This window comes from Qipengyuania gaetbuli (genome assembly GCF_020171365.1).
In the GTDB taxonomy this organism is placed as follows: domain Bacteria; phylum Pseudomonadota; class Alphaproteobacteria; order Sphingomonadales; family Sphingomonadaceae; genus Qipengyuania; species Qipengyuania gaetbuli_B.
The window spans coordinates 101,675-119,883 of sequence record NZ_JAIUZO010000002.1; the positions used below are offsets into that span (position 1 = coordinate 101,675).

At 65.1% G+C, this 18,209-nt stretch carries 19 protein-coding genes; 12 read left to right on the forward strand and 7 right to left on the reverse strand.

Annotated features, from left to right (window positions below; genetic code table 11):
• Nucleotides 1-35: 35 nt before the first annotated feature.
• From LCL94_RS00855 to smpB, 3 genes are all read right to left on the reverse strand, one after another.
• Nucleotides 36-2,519, reverse strand: coding sequence for a response regulator (locus tag LCL94_RS00855; RefSeq protein ID WP_224830601.1), 2,484 nt, complete (start codon nucleotides 2,517-2,519; stop codon nucleotides 36-38).
• Entirely contained in the window at nucleotides 2,516-3,103 is a 588-nt protein-coding gene (locus tag LCL94_RS00860; RefSeq protein ID WP_224830602.1) for a DUF2062 domain-containing protein, read from the reverse strand. Before LCL94_RS00860 ends, LCL94_RS00855 begins: the two co-directional genes overlap by 4 nt.
• A 124-nt stretch (nucleotides 3,104-3,227) precedes the next feature.
• Nucleotides 3,228-3,710 (reverse strand): SsrA-binding protein SmpB, encoded by a 483-nt coding sequence (gene smpB / locus LCL94_RS00865; protein WP_222553144.1) that lies wholly within the window; start codon nucleotides 3,708-3,710, stop codon nucleotides 3,228-3,230.
• Between the two features lie 95 nt (nucleotides 3,711-3,805).
• Between smpB and LCL94_RS00870 the strand changes: the two genes are divergently transcribed.
• On the forward strand, nucleotides 3,806-4,879 hold the full coding sequence (locus tag LCL94_RS00870) for a succinylglutamate desuccinylase/aspartoacylase family protein (protein ID WP_224830603.1): 1,074 nt from the start codon (nucleotides 3,806-3,808) through the stop codon (nucleotides 4,877-4,879).
• On the opposite strand, the gene dapA is transcribed toward LCL94_RS00870, so the two are convergent.
• Entirely contained in the window at nucleotides 4,876-5,757 is an 882-nt protein-coding gene (dapA, locus tag LCL94_RS00875) for a 4-hydroxy-tetrahydrodipicolinate synthase (protein ID WP_222553142.1), read from the reverse strand. The genes LCL94_RS00870 and dapA overlap by 4 nt on opposite strands.
• Before the next feature lie 95 nt (nucleotides 5,758-5,852).
• Between dapA and LCL94_RS00880 the strand changes: the two genes are divergently transcribed.
• Genes LCL94_RS00880 through LCL94_RS00890 form a run of 3 tightly spaced genes read left to right on the forward strand, consistent with a single transcriptional unit; the run spans nucleotide 5,853 to nucleotide 8,783 of the window.
• On the forward strand, nucleotides 5,853-7,802 hold the full coding sequence (locus LCL94_RS00880) for a lytic transglycosylase domain-containing protein (RefSeq protein ID WP_224830604.1): 1,950 nt from the start codon (nucleotides 5,853-5,855) through the stop codon (nucleotides 7,800-7,802).
• A gap of 23 nt (nucleotides 7,803-7,825) precedes the next feature.
• Nucleotides 7,826-8,305: a GreA/GreB family elongation factor gene (locus LCL94_RS00885; protein WP_224830605.1), complete on the forward strand. Its 480-nt coding sequence runs from the start codon at nucleotides 7,826-7,828 to the stop codon at nucleotides 8,303-8,305.
• Nucleotides 8,298-8,783: an invasion associated locus B family protein gene (locus LCL94_RS00890; RefSeq protein WP_224830606.1), complete on the forward strand. Its 486-nt coding sequence runs from the start codon at nucleotides 8,298-8,300 to the stop codon at nucleotides 8,781-8,783. Before LCL94_RS00885 ends, LCL94_RS00890 begins: the two co-directional genes overlap by 8 nt.
• 54 nt (nucleotides 8,784-8,837) lie before the next feature.
• Here the strand turns inward: LCL94_RS00890 and LCL94_RS00895 are convergent, their stop codons facing one another.
• Nucleotides 8,838-9,500 (reverse strand): outer membrane protein, encoded by a 663-nt coding sequence (locus LCL94_RS00895; RefSeq protein WP_224830607.1) that lies wholly within the window; start codon nucleotides 9,498-9,500, stop codon nucleotides 8,838-8,840.
• A gap of 283 nt (nucleotides 9,501-9,783) precedes the next feature.
• Here LCL94_RS00895 and rlmN point away from each other — a divergent pair, with 283 nt between their 5' ends.
• The 7 genes from rlmN to LCL94_RS00930 all read left to right on the forward strand — a co-directional run bounded on the left by rlmN (nucleotide 9,784) and on the right by LCL94_RS00930 (nucleotide 15,108).
• Complete coding sequence (gene rlmN / locus LCL94_RS00900; RefSeq protein ID WP_224830608.1) at nucleotides 9,784-11,025, forward strand: 23S rRNA (adenine(2503)-C(2))-methyltransferase RlmN; 1,242 nt, start codon at nucleotides 9,784-9,786, stop codon at nucleotides 11,023-11,025.
• On the forward strand, nucleotides 11,022-11,630 hold the full coding sequence (locus LCL94_RS00905) for a methyltransferase domain-containing protein (protein ID WP_224830609.1): 609 nt from the start codon (nucleotides 11,022-11,024) through the stop codon (nucleotides 11,628-11,630). Before rlmN ends, LCL94_RS00905 begins: the two co-directional genes overlap by 4 nt.
• Entirely contained in the window at nucleotides 11,627-12,268 is a 642-nt protein-coding gene (locus LCL94_RS00910) for an MOSC domain-containing protein (RefSeq protein ID WP_224830610.1), read from the forward strand. The genes LCL94_RS00905 and LCL94_RS00910 overlap by 4 nt, the downstream gene beginning before the upstream one ends.
• Before the next feature lie 128 nt (nucleotides 12,269-12,396).
• Nucleotides 12,397-12,783, forward strand: coding sequence for a glycine zipper 2TM domain-containing protein (locus tag LCL94_RS00915; RefSeq protein WP_224830611.1), 387 nt, complete (start codon nucleotides 12,397-12,399; stop codon nucleotides 12,781-12,783).
• Nucleotides 12,784-12,942: 159 nt separating this feature from the next.
• Complete coding sequence (locus LCL94_RS00920; RefSeq protein ID WP_224830612.1) at nucleotides 12,943-13,710, forward strand: SDR family oxidoreductase; 768 nt, start codon at nucleotides 12,943-12,945, stop codon at nucleotides 13,708-13,710.
• On the forward strand, nucleotides 13,707-14,378 hold the full coding sequence (locus LCL94_RS00925) for a cytochrome b/b6 domain-containing protein (RefSeq protein ID WP_224830613.1): 672 nt from the start codon (nucleotides 13,707-13,709) through the stop codon (nucleotides 14,376-14,378). The genes LCL94_RS00920 and LCL94_RS00925 overlap by 4 nt, the downstream gene beginning before the upstream one ends.
• A complete protein-coding gene (locus LCL94_RS00930) occupies nucleotides 14,368-15,108 on the forward strand; it encodes a molybdopterin-dependent oxidoreductase (protein WP_224830614.1) in 741 nt (246 codons plus the stop codon). The genes LCL94_RS00925 and LCL94_RS00930 overlap by 11 nt, the downstream gene beginning before the upstream one ends.
• Here the strand turns inward: LCL94_RS00930 and LCL94_RS00935 are convergent, their stop codons facing one another.
• Nucleotides 15,109-15,546 (reverse strand): DUF1801 domain-containing protein, encoded by a 438-nt coding sequence (locus tag LCL94_RS00935; protein WP_224830615.1) that lies wholly within the window; start codon nucleotides 15,544-15,546, stop codon nucleotides 15,109-15,111.
• Nucleotides 15,547-15,627: 81 nt separating this feature from the next.
• Here LCL94_RS00935 and LCL94_RS00940 point away from each other — a divergent pair, with 81 nt between their 5' ends.
• Nucleotides 15,628-16,875, forward strand: coding sequence for an SAM-dependent methyltransferase (locus tag LCL94_RS00940; protein ID WP_224830616.1), 1,248 nt, complete (start codon nucleotides 15,628-15,630; stop codon nucleotides 16,873-16,875).
• On the opposite strand, the gene LCL94_RS00945 is transcribed toward LCL94_RS00940, so the two are convergent.
• On the reverse strand, nucleotides 16,876-18,195 hold the full coding sequence (locus tag LCL94_RS00945; protein WP_224830617.1) for an acyltransferase family protein: 1,320 nt from the start codon (nucleotides 18,193-18,195) through the stop codon (nucleotides 16,876-16,878).
• Nucleotides 18,196-18,209: the final 14 nt, after the last annotated feature.

The following is an 18,209-nucleotide window of genomic DNA, read 5'->3' on the forward strand; positions in this document are numbered from 1 at the left end:
AGTCCCTCCCCGCGGCCAGATGCACCCGAAAAACCCTAGGCGTCGATCTTGGCCTGTTCTCCAAGCACTTCTGATACCTTACCGTTTATTTGCTGTACGCTGAACGGCTTAGGAATGAAGTGCATGTTGTCGATGTCGATTTCGTTGCGCAACTGCTCTTCGGCGTAACCAGACATGAAAAGGATCGGGATCTTCGGTTTTACCCGGCGGATTGCCCGCGCCATCGCCGGGCCATCCATGGCAGGCATGACCACGTCTGACACGATGAGGTCGAAATCGGCCTTGCCATTGGCCACGGCCGCCAGGCCTTCTTCGCCGTCACGTGCGGTGGTGACGGTATAGCCAGCCCGCGTAAGCGCGCGTTCGGCGACTGCGCGGACCATATCCTCGTCCTCGACCAGCAGGAGGTTGCCGCCGCCCGACCATTCGCTGGCCTTGGCATCCTCGTTGTCGTCGGAGCGCTGGACGACGGGCATCTCGCCCTTGTGGACCGGCAGATAGATAGTGAAGCGCGCGCCCGAGGGCCGGCCGTCAGGCCCGCCGATATTGTCTGCGAAGATGAAGCCATTAGACTGCTTGACGATCCCGTAGACCGTCGAAAGGCCGAGGCCCGTGCCCTTGCCCTGTTCCTTGGTGGTGAAGAACGGCTCGAAGATCTTGCTGAGGTGTTCGGCAGGGATGCCCCCGCCCGTGTCCTGCACGATCAGCACGGTATAATCGTCGGCAGGCATGATATCGATGCCCATCTTGCGCACGTCGCGCGCGGAGACGCGGCGGGTGGCAAGGGTCAGCTTGCCCTTCCAGTTTTCCTTGCCCGAGCGCGCCGCATGGGCCTGCATGGCATCGCGCGCGTTCACGGCAAGGTTGATGATGACCTGTTCGAGCTGCTGCGGGTCGGCGCGGACCGGGCCGAGCTCGCGGTCATGACGCACGGCGAACTCGATCTTGTCACCCATCAGGCGCTTCAACAGCTGGCTGACCTCGCTCACCACGTCGGGCAACTGGAGGACCACGGGGCGCAGCGTCTGCTGGCGACTGAAGGCGAGCAGCTGGCGGGTCAGGCTGGCTGCGCGGTTGGAGTTGGCCTTGATCTGCTGGATGTCGTCGTAATCGCTGTCGCCCGGCGTGTGGCGCAGCAGCATGAGATCGCAATAGCCGATGATGGCGGTCAACACGTTGTTGAAGTCATGCGCGACACCGCCAGCCAGCTGGCCGACGGCCTGCATCTTGGTGGCCTGCGCGACCTGGCGGCGCAGGCGCTTTTCCTCGGTGGAATCGGTGATCGAGAGCAGCACCGCCGCATCGCCCAGCCCGCGCACACCGGCGAGGCCGATCGAGACCGGCTCTTCCTTGTCGCCGGCAAGCCGCACGGCCATGTCGCCGCTAGAAGTCGCGCCCTTGGCAAAGCGCCGCACCGTGTCGGCAATGGCCGGTTTGTCCTCACGCACGACGAGGTCGGATGGGAATTGCGGCAGCCCCTGCTCCTCGCGCTCGACCGCGCGCAGGAACGCTTTGTTGGCGAAGAGGAAGCGCCCGTCGCGGTCGGTCAGTGCCAATCCCAGCGGCAGCGCGGAAAGCAACGCCTCCAGCTGCGGGATGGCTGCCTTGCCGCTGCCCTGCCAGCCACCGCCGATGCCGACATTGCTGTCGACCAGCAGCATCAGCGACGGTGCCTTGTCCGCGGGTGCGCCAGCATCGCCGTCGGGCTGGTCGAGCGGGATGTGCACCAGCGTCTGGGGCGTGCCCTGCTGGCCTTCGCGCGCAAAGAAAATACGGTCGCGGTCGTCGGACCTCAGGAGCTGCACGAATTCCTGCCCCACCAGCGATCCGCCCTGCTCGCCCAAAGCCCGCTCTGCGAGGCCGGGCGTGGCCGACTGCACGATGCCGTCAGGCGCAACCAGTGCGAGTTCGATACCCGAGGCGGACAGGAGCGCGCCGAACGGTCCGGCAATGCGGTCGGCAACGCCTTCCTGACCCTTGTCGTCGATCCTTTCGCCGAAACGCCAGACGAGATAGTCCTCGCCGCGCCCGACCCGCTCGACCTGCAGGGTGAAGCTCCGATCCCGTGCCGGGGTCGACAGCTCGTCGGTTTCGGCCGACCCTTCGCGCCATGCCTGCCGCGCCGCATCGGCGAGCCGCTTGCGCGATGCGTCATCCAGCGCGATTTCATGCGGGGCGCCCTGCCCGCCGAACCATGCCTCGTAGGTAGCATTCGCACACACGAGCCGGTTGGCCCGGTCGATGATTGCCACGGCCCGGCGCCGGTTCTCGATCGCAGCGGCGGTCACTGCCCAGTCGGGCTGGGTCAGTTGGGCCGTCTCTTCCGTCGTCTTGAGCCGTGCCGCCAGCAGCAGGGTGAGCAGAACGGCCAGCAACGCACCGCCGTACGAAAGCGCCACCAGCGAGGTGCCGCCGACCAGCCAGACCAGCCCGACCGATACGGCTAGCGCCAACAGGATGCCGAAGAGCAGCGGAATGGGCGGGAGGCTCGGCCCGTCGCCGTGACTGCCGAGGCTCACTGGCCGTGTTCCTTGAGGCGTTCGACGAGGCGCTGCTCCATCTTCATCAGCCGCTTGCGGCGCTTGTGGGCGACGATGTAGCGCCATCCGAACCCAGCGATCAGGTAGCCGAGCGCCGCGCTGACCACGGCAAGGACCACAAAACCGAAGGCAGTCACACCCCCGACTTCGAGCCAGCGGGCCAGCACGCCGCTGTCTTCAGCCAGCGTATTGGCGGCACCTGCGCCCAGGGTGGCGTCGATGTTGAGCGTCAGTTCACCCACGCGGTTGGCAACCACCAGCCAGAAGGGCAGCGTGAAGGGGTTCGTCACGAAGGTCACGAGCGCCGACAACGGCACGTTCGCACGCGCGGGGAGCGCCAGGAAAGCGGCGAGGAATATCTGGCCCAGCGGCACGATGAAGGCTGCGAACAGCCCCAGCGCCACGCCGCGCGGGACGCTGCGGCGGGTAAAGCGCCAAAGTTCGGGCGACAGGAAACGGTGGGCAATGGGGCGCAAATAGCGGTTGGACGCCATTTCCTCGCGCGTGGGCATATGCTTGCGGATCAGGTCCGACAGCCAGGTCTTCGATCTGGGCCCGCTCATTGCCATCTTCCTGCAATGGGACGCGGCCCTGCCAAGCGCAAGGAGTGGCAATCAGATATCGGCAAGGAAAACTGCATGGTTGGCGACGGGATTAGCACGATTTGATTGCGGCTTGCTGAAAAGCTCAACCCTTCTCCCGCATCAGGCGCGCCTTGTCGCGCTGCCAGTCCCGGTCCTTGATCGTCTGGCGCTTGTCGTGGGACTGCTTGCCCTTGGCGAGAGCCAGTTCGACCTTCGCCCGCCCGGTCGAGTTGAAATAGATCGACAGCGGCACCAGCGTCATGCCCTTGCGCTCGACCGCGCCGAACAGCTTCTCGATCTCGCGAGCGTGGAGCAGCAGCTTGCGCGGCCGGCGCGGCTCGTGGTTCAGGCGGTTGCCGTGCGAATATTCGGGGATGTTGGCATTGACCAGCCAGACCTGCCCGTCGCGCACCTCGGCATAGGCTTCCTTGATCGACGCCTCGCCCGCCCGCAGTGCCTTTACCTCGGTTCCCTGCAGGGCAAGCCCTGCCTCGAACGTATCCTCGACATGATAGTCGAACCGCACGCGCCGGTTGTCGGCGACGGTTTTCTGCTTGTCGAAAGTGGCGGGTTTGGGACGAGCCATAGGGTGGGCGCATGTAGGCGAGGCATGCGCGATTGGAAAGGGCACAGGCGCGAATTCACTTGCCAAAGAGCGCCGCCGCGTGGCGAAAGCAGGCAATGCACGCAGGAAATTCAAACGAACCGTTTGCCATTCACGACAAGGTGATCGCTCCGGGGACCAGCGCGACGGTCTCGATCCCGGTCAGCCAGCACGTCACCGGCCTCGATTCCTCGCTGTCGCTCAAGGTATTCAACGGGGCAAAGCGCGGCGCCTGCATTTTCGTGAGCGGAGCGATCCATGGCGACGAGATCATCGGGGCGGCGGTGATCCAGCGACTGATCGAGCAGATCTCGCCCGAAACACTGTCTGGCACGATCATCTTCGCACCCGTGGTCAATATCTACGGCTTCGTCTCGCACAGTCGCTACCTGCCCGACCGGCGCGACCTCAATCGCAGCTTTCCGGGCGCGGAACGAGGCAGCCTGGCAGCGCAATTGGCGCATTGCTTTCTCGAGAACGTGATCGACCGCTGTTCGCTCGGCATCGATATCCACTCGGCCGCAGTGCACCGCTACAACCTGCCGCAGATACGCATTGCCTCGGGCAGCCCCTACCTCTCCGAACTTGCCATGGCTTTCGGCGCGCCGATCATCATCGAAAGCCTCCTGCGCCCTGGTTCGATGCGTGCGCTTGCCGCCGAACGCGAGACCCCCATGCTGTTGCTCGAAGCGGGAGAGGCGCTGCGTTTCGACCGCTTCGCGATCGAGGTCGGCGTGGCCGGCGTACTGCGCGTGCTTGCCCACATCGGCATGATCGACGCCGACGACGGCCTTGAGGAAGTCGAGGTCCCGCTGCGATCGAGCCGCTCGACCTGGGTACGGGCGCCGCGAGGCGGAATCAGCCGCCGCGCCTGCAAATCGGGCGATGTCGTCCGCACGGGCGAATTGCTGGCGATTGTCGGGGGGCTGTTCGGCGAGGATACCGAAGATCTCGTCAGCCCGTTCGACGGCGTGGTGATCGGCCACGCGACCCTGCCCATCGTGAACCAGGGTGACGCGCTGTTCCATATCGCAGAGGTCGAAGGGCTCGACCACGCGGGCCAGCACGCCAACAGCATCGTGGAAGCGCTCGCCGTCAGCGCGCCGCCCTTCCCGGCGACCCCGCTGCTCGACGAGGACGAGGTGCTCTAGAGCAGGCCTGCGATTTCCAGCGCCTCGTCGACTGCCCTGCGCGAAGCTTCGCTCGCCGGGACCAGCGGCAGGCGGACCTCGTCGGAAAACCAGTCGTGAACGCGGCTAAGCGCGTATTTGGCCGGCGCCGGGCTCGCGTCGGAGAACATCGCGTAATGAAGCGGGAACAGCCTGTCGTTCAGCTTGCGGGCCTTGACGAGGTCGTTGGCTGCGATTGCCTCGTGAAACTCCGCGCACAGGGCCGGGGCAACGTTCGCCGTCACGGAAATGCAGCCCGCACCGCCCGCAGCCGAATGCGGCAGCCACAATTCGTCATTGCCCGACAGCTGGCAGAAATCGTGGCCGATGCCCATGCGGTGATCCGCCACGCGCGACAGGTCCCCGCTCGCATCCTTGATGGCGACGATACGGTCGGGATACTTGCGCACCAGTTCGACCACGGTTTCGTCCTCGAGGTCGGTCACCGTACGCCCGGGAACGTTGTAAAGGACGATCGGCAGGTCGCTGTTTTCCGCAAGGAAACTGAAATGCGCGATCAGGCCCGCCTGGCTCGGCCGGTTGTAATAGGGCGCCACGCACAGGCCCGCGGTCGCACCGGCCTTCTTCGAGAAATTCATGTGCAGCAGCGCATTGCGCGTGTCGTTCGATCCGCAGCCGGCGATCACCGGCACGCGCCCGGCAGCCTGTTCGATGCAAACCTCGATCACGCGATGGTGTTCGGCATTGGACAGCGTCGAGGCTTCACCGGTGGTGCCGCAGGGCACGAGACCCTTGCTGCCGTTTTCGATCTGCCAGTCGACAAGCTTGCGGAAAGCGGCCTCGTCAAACGATCCGTCGCGAAAAGGAGTCGCCAGAGCCGGAATTGAGCCAGAGAACATTTACGCGAGTCCTGCGTTAGAGCTATGAAAAGGGGCGCTTTGTGGCACCCCGTGCCGCAATTCATTCAGCGCCTGATAAGGAGGGGCCGGGCACTATGTCCAGCATGGGCAGTAAATCTCTTGTTTCGTTCGTTTTCCTGGCCGGCAGCGCGCTGGCCTCACCTGCATTTGCGCAGACGATCGAAGTGCCCCAGCGGACCATGGTCGCCCAGCAGCCCACCCGGATGGCGGCAGCCCTGTCGCAGTGGGAATACCTGACCAAGACCGACAACCTGTCTTTCTCGCAATATGCGGGCTTCCTTTCCACATATCCCAACTTCCCGAAGGCCGAACTGATCCAGCGCCGCGCTGAAGCCGCGCTCGACAATGATGCGGTATCGCCGCAGTCGCTGGTCGCCTTCTTCGAGCAGAACCCGCCGCTCTCCAACGGCGCCAAGGCGCGCTATGCCCTCGCCCTTGCCGCGATGAACCGGCCCGAAGCCTTCGACCTTGCCCGCGCGGCCTGGCGCGGCGGCCGGATGAGCGGACCGGCAGAAGCCTATATGCAGGGCCTGTTCGGCCAGCGCTTTGGCCCCGAAGACCATGATGCGCGCATGGATGCGCTGCTATGGCAGGGCGAATCCGAAGCGGCCGTGCGCCAGATCGTGCGCGTGTCGCCCGCCTATCGCGACATGGCGCAGGCACGCCTCTCGCTCCTGCAAGGGACCGATCCGGCCAGCATCGGCCTGCGGGTTCCCGCAGGCGCGATGAACGATGCGGGCTATGTCTACAATCTTGCGCGCTTCAAGCGCAGCAGCGGCAACCTGCCCGAAGCGGTGAACCTGCTCGCCACCCGTGCGCCGGCATCCGCCCCCGCCTTCGACGGCACGGATTTCGTCGTCGAGGCGCTGCGCATCGCCAAGGGCGCAGGCACCTCGCAGGCCGTCGCTATCGCAAGCAAGGTCGACGACCTGTTCGCCCCCGGCACCGACATTTCGCAGGGCAGCTTCCAGCTGCGCGACAAATACACCGACCTCATGTGGCTCGGCGGCACGAAGGCGCTGTGGTCGATGGGCGACGGCGCGAAAGCCGCCCCGCTATTCTATCGCTACGGCTCCGCAGCAAAGAGCCAGCTGACCCGCGCCAAGGGTTTTTACTGGGCCGGCCGCGCCGCGGCGCGCGCAGGCAATCGCGAAGAGGCGCAGCGCTATTGGGAAATGGCCGCCCGCCATCCCGAATATTACTACGGCCAGCTCGCTCTGAGCGAACTGGGTCGCCCGATGAAGCAATTTGCCGGCGGCCTGCCCGTCCAGCCCTCGCCGGAACAGCGTGCCGCGTTCAACGCGCAGCCGCTGACGCAGGCCCTGCGCGAAATCTCGCGCAACCGGCGCGCCTGGCAGACGGAACGCGCTTTCTTCGAAGCCATCGCCGAAAATGCCAGGACGCCCGAAGACATGGCCCTCGTCGCCGAACTCGCGCGCGAGACAGGCCTTGAAGAAATGGCCGTCGTCGCCGGCATGGTCGCTGGCGAGCGCGATTTCGCCGATTTCGAATGGCTCGGCTTCCCGACCGTGCCCACCCACTCGGGCGCGAACTGGACGATGGTCCACGCGATTGCCCGGCAGGAAAGCGAATTCGACCGCACCCGTGTCAGCCATGCCGGCGCGCGCGGGATGATGCAGCTGATGCCCGGCACCGCCCGCGAAGAGGCCGGCAAGCTCGGCATCACCTACATGTCGGCCAACCTGACCGACAGCCCGGGCTACAACATCCGCCTCGGCGATGCGCATTTCGCGCGGCTGATGGATCGCTACAACGGCGCCTATCCGCTCGCCATCGCAGCGTACAACGCGGGGCCGGGACGCGTGAACGAATGGCTGCGTCTCAATGGTGACCCGCGCACGGGAGCCGTCGATTGGATTTCGTGGATCGAACAGATCCCGTCCAATTTCGAGACCCGCTATTACGTCATGCGCGTGATCGGGAACGCGGTTACCTACGCCAATCTGCATCCGGACAAGTCGGCCCCCTACGAACGCGATATTCGCCATTACGTCGGGCGCTGATCGGCGCTAGGGCCCCTCGCCTGATGCAGGGCAAGACCAATCCAATCACCCCGGCGGGCTATTCCGCGATGAAGGCGCGTTACGACCATCTGCTGGGCAAGGAACGGCCGGAGATCGTCGAAATTGTCAGCTGGGCGGCGGGCAATGGCGACCGCAGCGAGAACGGCGATTACCTCTATGGCCGCAAGCGCATGCGCGAGATCGACCGCGAACTTGCCCATCTCGCCCGGCGGATGAAGGCCGCGCGCGTCATCGAACCTTCCGAGCAGCCCGATAAGAGCCGCGCTTTCTTCGGCGCGCGCGTCACGCTGGCGGACGAGGACGATGTCGAGAAAGTCGTGACGCTCGTCGGTGATGACGAACAGGACGCGAGCGCCGGCAGGATCGGCTGGTCCAGCCCCCTTGCCCGCGCGCTCAAGGGTGCAAGCGTCGGGGATTTGCGCAGTGTGCGGCTTCCATCGGGCGACAAGGAATGGGAAGTCATCGCGATCGTCTATGCGTAGCCTGTTCCTCGCCTCCCTCCCCCTGCTCCTCGCCGCGCCGCTGGCAGCAAAGGACAGCCTGGGCGTGTTCGGAGACTGGGGTGCCTTTCGCGATGCAAGCGTGCCGCGTTGCTATGCGATTTCCTCGCCCATCCCCGATCGCGGGGCCACCAATCGCGGGGCCTTTGCCAGTGTCGGCACCTGGCCGCGCCAGCGCGTTCGCGGACAGGTCTATTTCAAGCTGTCACGGCCTGCCCCATCGAAGAGCGCGACGCTCCGCATTGGCCGGCAGAGCTTTTCCCTGAGGGCCGAAGGCGACGGGGCTTGGGCGCGCGATGCAAAGATGGATGCCGCAATCGTCGCGGCCATGCGCTCCGCCGGCGAAATGACCGTCCGCTCGCGCGGAGCCGACGGGCGCAGCTATTCCGCCACCTACCGGCTCGGCGGCGCTGCCAGCGCGCTCGACGCGGCAACTTTGGCCTGTGCCCGGCGCAAATAGAAACGGGGCCGGCAGCACCATGGCTACCGGCCCCGTCCATCGGTTTAGCTACGCTTAGAAGCGGTAGCCGAAGCCGACCATGATCTGGTGGCGATCGGTGTCGATTTCGCCGAGATCCACGTCGGGCGCGTCACTTTCGAAGTCGAGTTCCGCGTCGCTGTAGTTCGAATAGCGGTATTCGACCTTGGCGAAGGTGTTCGGGTTGAGCGCATATTCGACGCCGGCACCCAGACGGAAACCGTCGGTGTCGATCTTCGAGTTATACTGCTCGCCGTCGAACGAGCTTTCGACGTTGTAGCGGGCGTTGGTGTAACCGCCCTTGGCGTAGATCAGCAGGTCCGGCTGGGCGAGAACGCCGACACGGGCACCGAGATAGAGGTCGCGGCCGGTTTCGACTTCACCGAGGCCGAAACCTTCGAAATCGCCGTTCTCGACATCGACGCTCGCGGTCGAGTCGGTCAGTTCGGCCTCGAGGCCGAGGACCACGCCGCCGGCATTGAAGTCGTAGCCGACGCCCACGCCGTAGCCGACGCCTTCGATCGACTGGTCGTTGTCTTCGTTGATGTCGTCATCGACCGAGCTGCCGGCCTTGCTTACATCGTAACCGGCGAGGACTTCCACGCGCGGACCGGTGAAGGGCGTGTTGTCCTGCGCCATGGCGGGGGTTGCGACTGCTGCTGCCGTACCTGCGACCAGAAGGGCTGCGAACTTGTTCATTGGGTAACTCCGTTGTTGTTTTCTACGCACCGTCAGCGATGCGTGGACCCATTCAACGGAGCGGCGGGTATCGCGTTTCATTAACGCTGCACAACAAGAACACGTTGTTTTTGTGCAACAAATTCGTCGACGAGTTGCACACGTTGTGCGACGAAACGACGGGAACCGAAAAAATCGACGAGCCGGTCCGAATTGGGCGCCGGAACCGGAAACCGAACGCGCTTTTGCGGATTGGTCGCGCCCCTTTCCTTTGCGTGCGCTCGCGACTATATGCGCCGCTCCCATGGCCGATACGACACTCATGAGCATCCCCGGGCAGATCGACCCGGTTCCCGTCGCGCGTGACATCACACCGCGCGCCGATGGCCGCATCGATTTGATCGGCCTGCCCAAGGACCGCATCCGCGAACTCTTCGCCGATGCAGGGCTCGATCCCAAGCAGGCCAAGCTGCGCGCCAAGCAGGTGTTCCACTGGCTCTACCACCGCGGCGTAACCGATTTCGAGGCGATGACCGACATCGCCAAGACCATGCGCCCGTGGCTTGCGGAACGTTTCGTCATTGGCCGCCCCGAAGTGGTCGAGGCGCAGCACTCGGTCGACGGCACCCGCAAGTGGCTGCTGCGCACGGCCGACGGCCACGATTTCGAGATGGTCTTCATCCCCGATGCGGATCGCGGCACGCTGTGCGTGTCGAGCCAGGTCGGTTGCACGCTGAACTGCCGCTTCTGCCACACCGGCACGATGAAGCTGGTGCGCAATTTGACCCCCGGCGAAATCGTCGGCCAGGTCATGCTGGCACGCGACGCGCTGGGCGAATGGCCCAAGGGTTCGATGGCCGGCCTCGACGAGGCCGAGGACGAGGGCCACTACACCTCGGACGGCCGCCTGCTTACCAACATCGTGATGATGGGCATGGGCGAACCGCTCTACAATTTCGACAACGTCAAGGGCGCGCTGAAGCTCGTCATGGACGGCGACGGGCTGGCCCTGTCGAAGCGCCGCATCACCCTGTCGACCAGCGGCGTCGTGCCGATGATGGACCGCTGCGGCGAGGAAATCGGCGTAAACCTGGCCGTTTCGCTCCACGCGGTGACCAAGGAAATCCGCGACGAGATCGTGCCGCTCAACAAGAAGTACGGCATCGAGGAACTGCTCGAAGCCTGCGCCGCCTATCCCGGTGCCAGCAACGCCCGCCGCATCACGTTCGAATACGTGATGCTCAAGGACAAGAACGACAGCGACGAACACGCGCGTGAACTCGTCCGCCTGCTCAAGCACTACAAGCTGCCGGCCAAGGTGAACCTCATCCCGTTCAACCCCTGGCCGGGCGCGGAATACGACACCTCGACGCCCGAACGGGTGAAGCGTTTCTCCGACATCGTCTTCGAGGGCGGCATCAGCGCGCCAGTCCGCACCCCGCGCGGGCGCGACATCGACGCGGCCTGCGGCCAGCTCAAGACGGCGGCCGAAAAGAAAAGCCGCGCCCAGCTGGACCGCGAGGCGGCAGAGGCTGCTTCCGCGTGAGCGACAGCGCCACGCTGGCCTATTACGAGCGCGCAGCGCCCCGTTATACAGCCAGTAGCGCGCAGGATCGCCACCAACTGCTTGATCCGTTCCTCGACCGCTTGTCGCCGGGCGCGCAAATTCTCGAACTCGGCTGCGGCATCGGCCTCGATTCCGCGCACATCCTGAAACGCGGGTTCACCCTCGACGCCACCGATGGTGCTGCGGCCATGGTCCGCAAGGCGAACGAGCGTTTCGACGTCGGCGCGCGGCAGATGCGCTTCGACGAGCTCGCTGCGGTCGAACGCTACGACGCAATCTGGGCTCATGCCTGCCTGCACCACCTGCCGCGTGCGGACCTTCCCCCGGTGATCGCCAGGATTTTCTTGGCCCTAAAACCCGGCGGACTGCACTTTGCGAACTACAAGCTGGGCGATGAAGACCACCCGTACGAAGGACGCGACACCACGGGTAGATGGTCAAGCCTGCCAGGTTCGGACTGGCTGGATGCGTCTTATGTCGAGGCCGGTTTCACAATCGAGCATCGTTACTCGTACAATGCCGCCAGCACCGACGGCACGCGGCGCGACTGGTATGCGCTGACCGTGCGGAAGGGTAAGCAATGACCTGCGAAATCCGGGCGATCTGCGTCGGCCTGCCCAAGCCCTTCAACGGTGCCGAACTGAGCGCAATCGCCAAGGCTCCGGTCGAAGGACGGGTAAATATCCGCACCTTCGGCATCGAAGGCGACATGGTGGCGGACACAAAGCACCACGGCGGAGCCGACATGGCGGTGCACCACTATCCGGGCGACCACTATGCCGACTGGAACGACTGGCTCGGTGGCCACGAACTGCTCGCAGGCCCTGCCGCATTCGGCGAGAACCTCATGTCGCTCGGCCTTACGGAAACGCAGGTCCATATCGGCGACCGGTTCCGGCTCGGCACCGCGATCCTCGAGATCAGCCAGGGTCGCCAGCCCTGCTGGAAGATCGAGCACCGCTTCCAGCGCAAGGGCATGGTCGCGCGCATTCTCGAGACCGGCCGGTGCGGCTGGTACTACCGCGTGATCGAGGAAGGCGAGGCCGCTGCGGGCGACAGGCTTGAACGCATCGAGACCGCGGCCCCGGGATGGTCCGTGGCGCGCGTCTTCGCAGCGCTTTACGACAAGGCGAATCCGCCTTCGACCGAAGACCTCGAAACGATCGCCAATCTGGACCGGCTCAGCGCTGTCTGGCGCGGCAAGGCAGCCGCAAAGCTTTGAATTGCGAACAACTCGTCCCGCGTTTCGCCACGGTTTATCGCTAATTTCGAGTTAAGCGCATTCGTTCAGGCGCGGTTGTAATCGCTGGCGCATTCTTGCGGTCGAACAATCCTAAAAGGGACCGCACAATGAAGAAGATCGCTCTCGCTTTTGCTGCCGGCACGATGGCCCTCACCGGCCTCGGCACTGCAGCGCCCGCCGCCGCCGACCCGCCGCACTGGGCCCCCGCCCACGGCAAGCGCGCCAAGGACCGCGCCATGTACGATTCGCGCGGCTATTACATCGAGCCGCGTCGCATCAGCCGCGACAGCTACATGTGGCGCGGCCGCGATGGCCGTTACTATTGCAAGCGCGACAACGGCACGACCGGCCTGGTGATCGGTGCAGGCGTCGGCGCCCTTGCCGGCCACGAGCTTGCCGGTCGCAGTGACAAGACGCTCGGCGCGATCCTCGGCGGCGCGATCGGCGCCGTGGTCGGACGCGAAATCGACCGTGGCAGCCTGAGCTGCCGTTGACCTTGTAGGGCTTTCCTACCTGCGCCAGCGCCGCTAGGCGTTGGGCATGCAAGGACCGCAAAGCCTTCCCAAGAATTATGGCGCCGCTCCCGATCCGTCGGGGGCGGCGTTTTTGCTGCAGGACCGTGTTCCATCCGTTCCATCCTGTAGGAGTATGCGATGAGCTCTCGTGCCGTGCTCGTGACGGGTGGAGCCGCGCGGATCGGTGCCGCGATCAGCCGCGCCTTCGCCGCTGCCGGATGGCACGTGGTCATCCATTACCGCGATTCCAGCGATGAGGCAGAAGCCCTCGCCGCCACCCTGCCCTCCGCCGAAACGGTCCGCTGCGACCTGTCGGACATGCAGGCGGCGGTGGCGATGATCGCCAATCTGGCAGAACGGCTCGATGACTGGCGGGTGCTGGTCAACAATGCCTCACTCTTCGAGTGGGACGATGTAACCGCGCTCGACCTGCCGACGAACGAGCGGGCGATGCAGGTCAACGCCCAGACGCCCGCGCGCATGGCGCAGGCCTTTCTCGCCCACGCCAGGGCGAAGGGCGGGCGCAGGGTCATCCAGGTCACCGACCAGAAGCTGCGCAACCCGAACCCCGACTTCTTCAGCTACACCATGAGCAAGCACGCTCTGGACGCGACCATCCCGATGCTGGCGATGGGCGCAGCGCAGCCCGAAGACCGAATCTACGGACTGGCGCCGGGTGCCATCCTGCCGAGCCACGACCAGTCCGACGCGGAAGCCGAAGTGTCGCACCGACTGAACCTGCTCGCTCGCCGCACCGGACCCGCTGAAATCGCGGATGCCGCCCTGTTTCTCGCATCGGGAGCGCTGGCGAGCGGCCAGACGCTTTACATCGACAGTGGGCAGCACCTGATGCGGCAGGACCGCGACGTCATCTATCTCGCCCGCGAAAGCGCCGGGGCATCGTGAGCCGCCACGCCCTTTCTACGCGGCTGTGGCACTGGGTGAACCTCGTGTGCGTGGTGGTCCTGTTCATGTCGGGCCTCATCATCTCGAACGCCCACCGGCTGCTCTACTGGGGCGATTGGGGCTTCTCGCGCTCGCAGGCATGGCTCGAAGTACCGCGCTTTCCCGACTGGATGACCATTCCGGGCTATTACGACCTCGCCCTTGCGCGGGACTGGCACATCCTGACCGCCTGGCCCTTCGCCTTGGGATTGCTGTTCATGTGGGCCGCGATGCTGGCAAACCGGCATTTCCGCCGCGATATCGCGACCAAGCGCAACGAATGGCGCTGGCCGGCAATCCGCGAAGACATCCTCCGTCACCTGAAGCTCGATTTCGGCCACGGCGATGGCAAGTACAACTTCCTCCAGAAGCTCGCTTACGGGCTCGTCCTCGGCGTCTTCCTGCCGATGATGGTGTTCACGGGGCTGGCGATCAGCCCGGGTATCGAACCCGTGCTCGGCTGGATGGTCGACCTGCTCGGCGGCAGGCAATCTGCCCGCAGCCTGCACTTCATCTTCGCCTTCGCGATATTCGGCTTCTTCCTCGTCCACCTGGCACTCGTGCTGCTGTCCGGTCCGGTGAAGCAGGTGGGCGCGATGATCACAGGGGGCCGCAGCGATGAAGCGTAGGGGCTTCCTTGCCGTGATGGGCGCAGCATTCGTGGCCGGCTGCAACAAGCTCGCCGAAAGCGAGACAGGATCGCGCCTGCTCGGGGCGGCGGACGGCTGGCACAAGAGCGCGCATCGCTTCCTGCAGGATCGCAAGGCGCTGGCACCGGAATTCCCTCGCGCTGCGATCTCGCCCTACTTTCGCGGTAACGGCTCGGTCGATCCACAGAACGGGGACTATCCCGCGCAGGCGGCGAACGGATTTGGCGACTGGCGACTGGAAGTGCGCGGGCTGGTGGAAACACCGCTTTCGCTCAGCCTCGACAACATCAGGCGCCTGCCCCAGCGCACACAAGTTACGCGCCACGATTGTGTGGAAGGGTGGAGCGCGATCGGGGAATGGACCGGGCCGCAATTGTCCGTCCTGCTCGATGCGGCCAGGCTGAAGCCGGAGGCAAAGTTCATCGTGTTCCGCTGCGCCGACAATCTCAACGGGCAGGACTATTACGAAAGCGTCGACCTCATCGATGCCTACCACCCTCAGACCATCGTGGCGCATCTGTTGAACGGCGAACCGCTGCCGATCCGCAACGGGGCGCCGCTGCGGATGCGGATCGAGCGGCAGCTGGGCTACAAGCACGCCAAGTATCTCACGGCTATCGAAGCGGTCGGCAGCCTCGACGACATCGGCGGCGGGAAAGGGGGCTACTGGGAAGATCGCGCCGGATACCAGTGGTACGCCGGCATCTGACTATTCGGGGTAGAGCCGCGCCATCGCGTCCCAGTCGTTGCGAAGCATCTCCTCCAGCACCGCCATGTCTACGTCGGCCAGCTTGTTGATGTAGAGGCAGCTCTTGCCGGTGGAGTACTTGCCCAGCTTCGCCAGCATCGCATCGCGACGCTTGCCGGTGATCTCGTCGCAATAGCCGCCCATCAGGTAGAGCGAATGCTTCGCCTTGCGAGGGCTGAAACCGGTCCGCATCCAGTGCACGTCGCGGCCGCTGGCATAGGTGGTCCGGTACTGGCCATAGCCGATGATCGACGGGCCCCACATGACGGGCGGCTCGCCGGTCACCTTGCGGAACAGGGCATCGAGGACCAGCGCCTCCTCCCGGCGCCGCTCGGGTTCGACCCCGGCGATGAAGTCGGCAGGCGACTGGTCCGTGATCGTGGTTTTCGCCTCGGCCATGGGATCAAACCTACCACCACCCGCCGCCCAGCGCGACAGGTGACTTAACAGCAGGTGTGAAAACGCATATCCATAATGCTCATGAGCAAGCGACTTCTCACGCGCTTCCTGGGATCGGTGGTCAAATCCGGCACGCTGGAGATCGCTTATGCCGATGGCACGCACGAGAAGCTCGGAACGCCCGTAGAGGGCTTTCGGGACGTCGCCATCCGCTTCACCGACGACAAGGCACCGCGCGATATCCTTCTCGACCCCCGGCTCGGCGCGGCGGAGGCCTTCATGGACGGGCGGCTGGTGGTCGAGCGCGGCGGGATCATGGAACTCGTCGAACTCCTGCGCAGCAACCAGCCCTGGGACCGCGGCGGCGAACTGCGCGGGCCGAGCCTGCGCAAGCGGGTGATCAACTCGCTCGGTTTCGCACGGGAATCGGTCAACAACCGGATCGGCGCAAAGCGCAATATCGCCCATCACTACGACATCGGGAACGACTTCTACCGGCTGATGCTCGATGCAGAGCACATGCAATACAGCTGCGCATACTGGACGACGCAGACGGCGACACTCACCGAGGCGCAGGAGGCCAAGCTGGCGCATATCGCGGCGAAGCTGGCGATCGCACCGGGCCAGCGGGTGCTGGACATCGGGTGCGGATGGGGCGGCATGGCGATCTACCTCGCCCGGCATTACGACGTGCGTGTCCACGGCATCACGCTATCCGAAGAGCAACTGGCCCTGGCCCGCGTCCGGGCGAGCGAGGCCGGCGTGAGCGACCGGGTGCAGTTCGAACTCGTCGACTACCGAGATCTCGCCGCGCGAGGCGAAAGCTTCGACCGGATCGTTTCGGTCGGCATGTTCGAACACGTCGGCCGCCCGCAGTTCGAGGCGTTCTTCCAGGCCTGCACCGCGCTGTTGAAGGCAGACGGCGTGATGCTGCTGCACACCATCGGCCGCTTCGGCTCGCCCGGCACCACCGATGCCTTCACGCGCAAGTACATCTTCCCCGGCGGCTACATCCCGGCCCTGTCCGAGACGATTGCGGCTAGCGAGAAGTATCGCCTCATCGCGACCGACATCGAGACGCTGCGCCTGCATTACGCGAAGACCCTGCGCGCCTGGTATGCCAAGTGCGAGGCGAACCGCGAGGCCATCGTCGCCATGTACGACGAGCGCTTCTACCGCATGTGGACCTTCTACCTCGCCGGGGCGACGGCGGCCTTCGAATGGGGCGGCATGGGCAACTACCAGATCCAGTTCGCCCGCAGCCGCCACGCCCTGCCCCTCACCCGCGACTACATGGCGGCGGAGGAGGCGAAGCTGTTGTCTCGGTAGTTACCCCCGCACCCACCGATACACCGGCCCGAACCCCACCAGCGCCGCGCCCACGAAAGGCAGCGCCACCACCCATAGCCGCACGCCGGTCACGCCTTCGGGGCTGGCGATGCTGATGGCGGCGGTCATGGCTAGCCCCACGCAGATCGCGATCATGCCGATGACGAGGCGCAGGCGGGGTACCGGGCGCTCGCGGGCAGCGGGGACGCTACCGCGCTCGTAGCGGGCGAAGATTGCGATCAGCGGCAGCAGGGCCGCGATCCAGAGCGCGAACCAGACAGGCCGGCTCAGCCACCATTCACCCGTGCCCGGCATGACGCGCAGGCCGATGCCTCCTGCCAGCCATGCCGCCACCATCACCAGCACGTAAGCCGTCAGGTGCCAGAGATAGACGGTCATGATCATGCCGTTCATCAGCACGGTCGTGGTCCAGACCGTCAGATTGTCGAGCAGCTTCCGGCCCCAGGGCTCCAGTGCAAGCACCAGTCCGGTCTGCGTCATGCCCAGTGCCAGCAGTGCAAGCGTGGGCGGCATGGAATTGGTGATCTCCGCCCCCGGAACGCCGATCATGGCAATCGGGTACGGGCCATAGATGGTGAGGCCGACCAGCACTGCGAGGCCCACGAGGAACAGCGCCAGCGCCCTGTTCGGCACCAGCCTCCCCTGCTGCCAGGCATAACCGAGCTGGTGGATGCCGACCCACACGAAGATGAAATTGGCAAAGTTCACGTAAGGCACACTGCGCGCCAGCGTCAGCCAGTCCACCGCAACGGCGCCTGCGACTAGCAGGGCGACGCTGCCGAAGCCCAGCCTCTCCCACAGTTTCCACGTCAGCGGGGCGAGTGCGGTCACCAGCAGATAGACCGCGAGGAACCAGACCGGGATCAGCGCAAGGAAGACCGCCATCCGCACGGTTTCGCGCGCCATCCCCATTTGCGTGGCGGCAAAGGCGAATGCGGCCCAGACCAGCAACACGGGGAATACGGGGTTGATCAGGCGCTGGATGCGGCTGGCGAACCAATCGGAATAATGGCCGCCCTTGGCGCGGGTCGAGGCCCAGCTCACGCCGTTGGAATAGCCGCCCACGAGGAAGAACACCGGCATGACCTGGAAACCCCAGGTGAGCCACTGCGACCAGGGCAGTATCCCGAGCAGGTGGCCGCCGACCACCTCCCCGCTCGCATCGATATAGGGCGCCGCGACGAGCCAGTGTCCGACCACGACGGCAAGGATCGACAGGGCGCGCAGGAAATCGACATAGCGGTTGCGCTCGGGCGGAGCCTGCTGCGCCAGCCCCTTCGCCTTGCTCCACATGCCCATCAGCTATGCCCTCC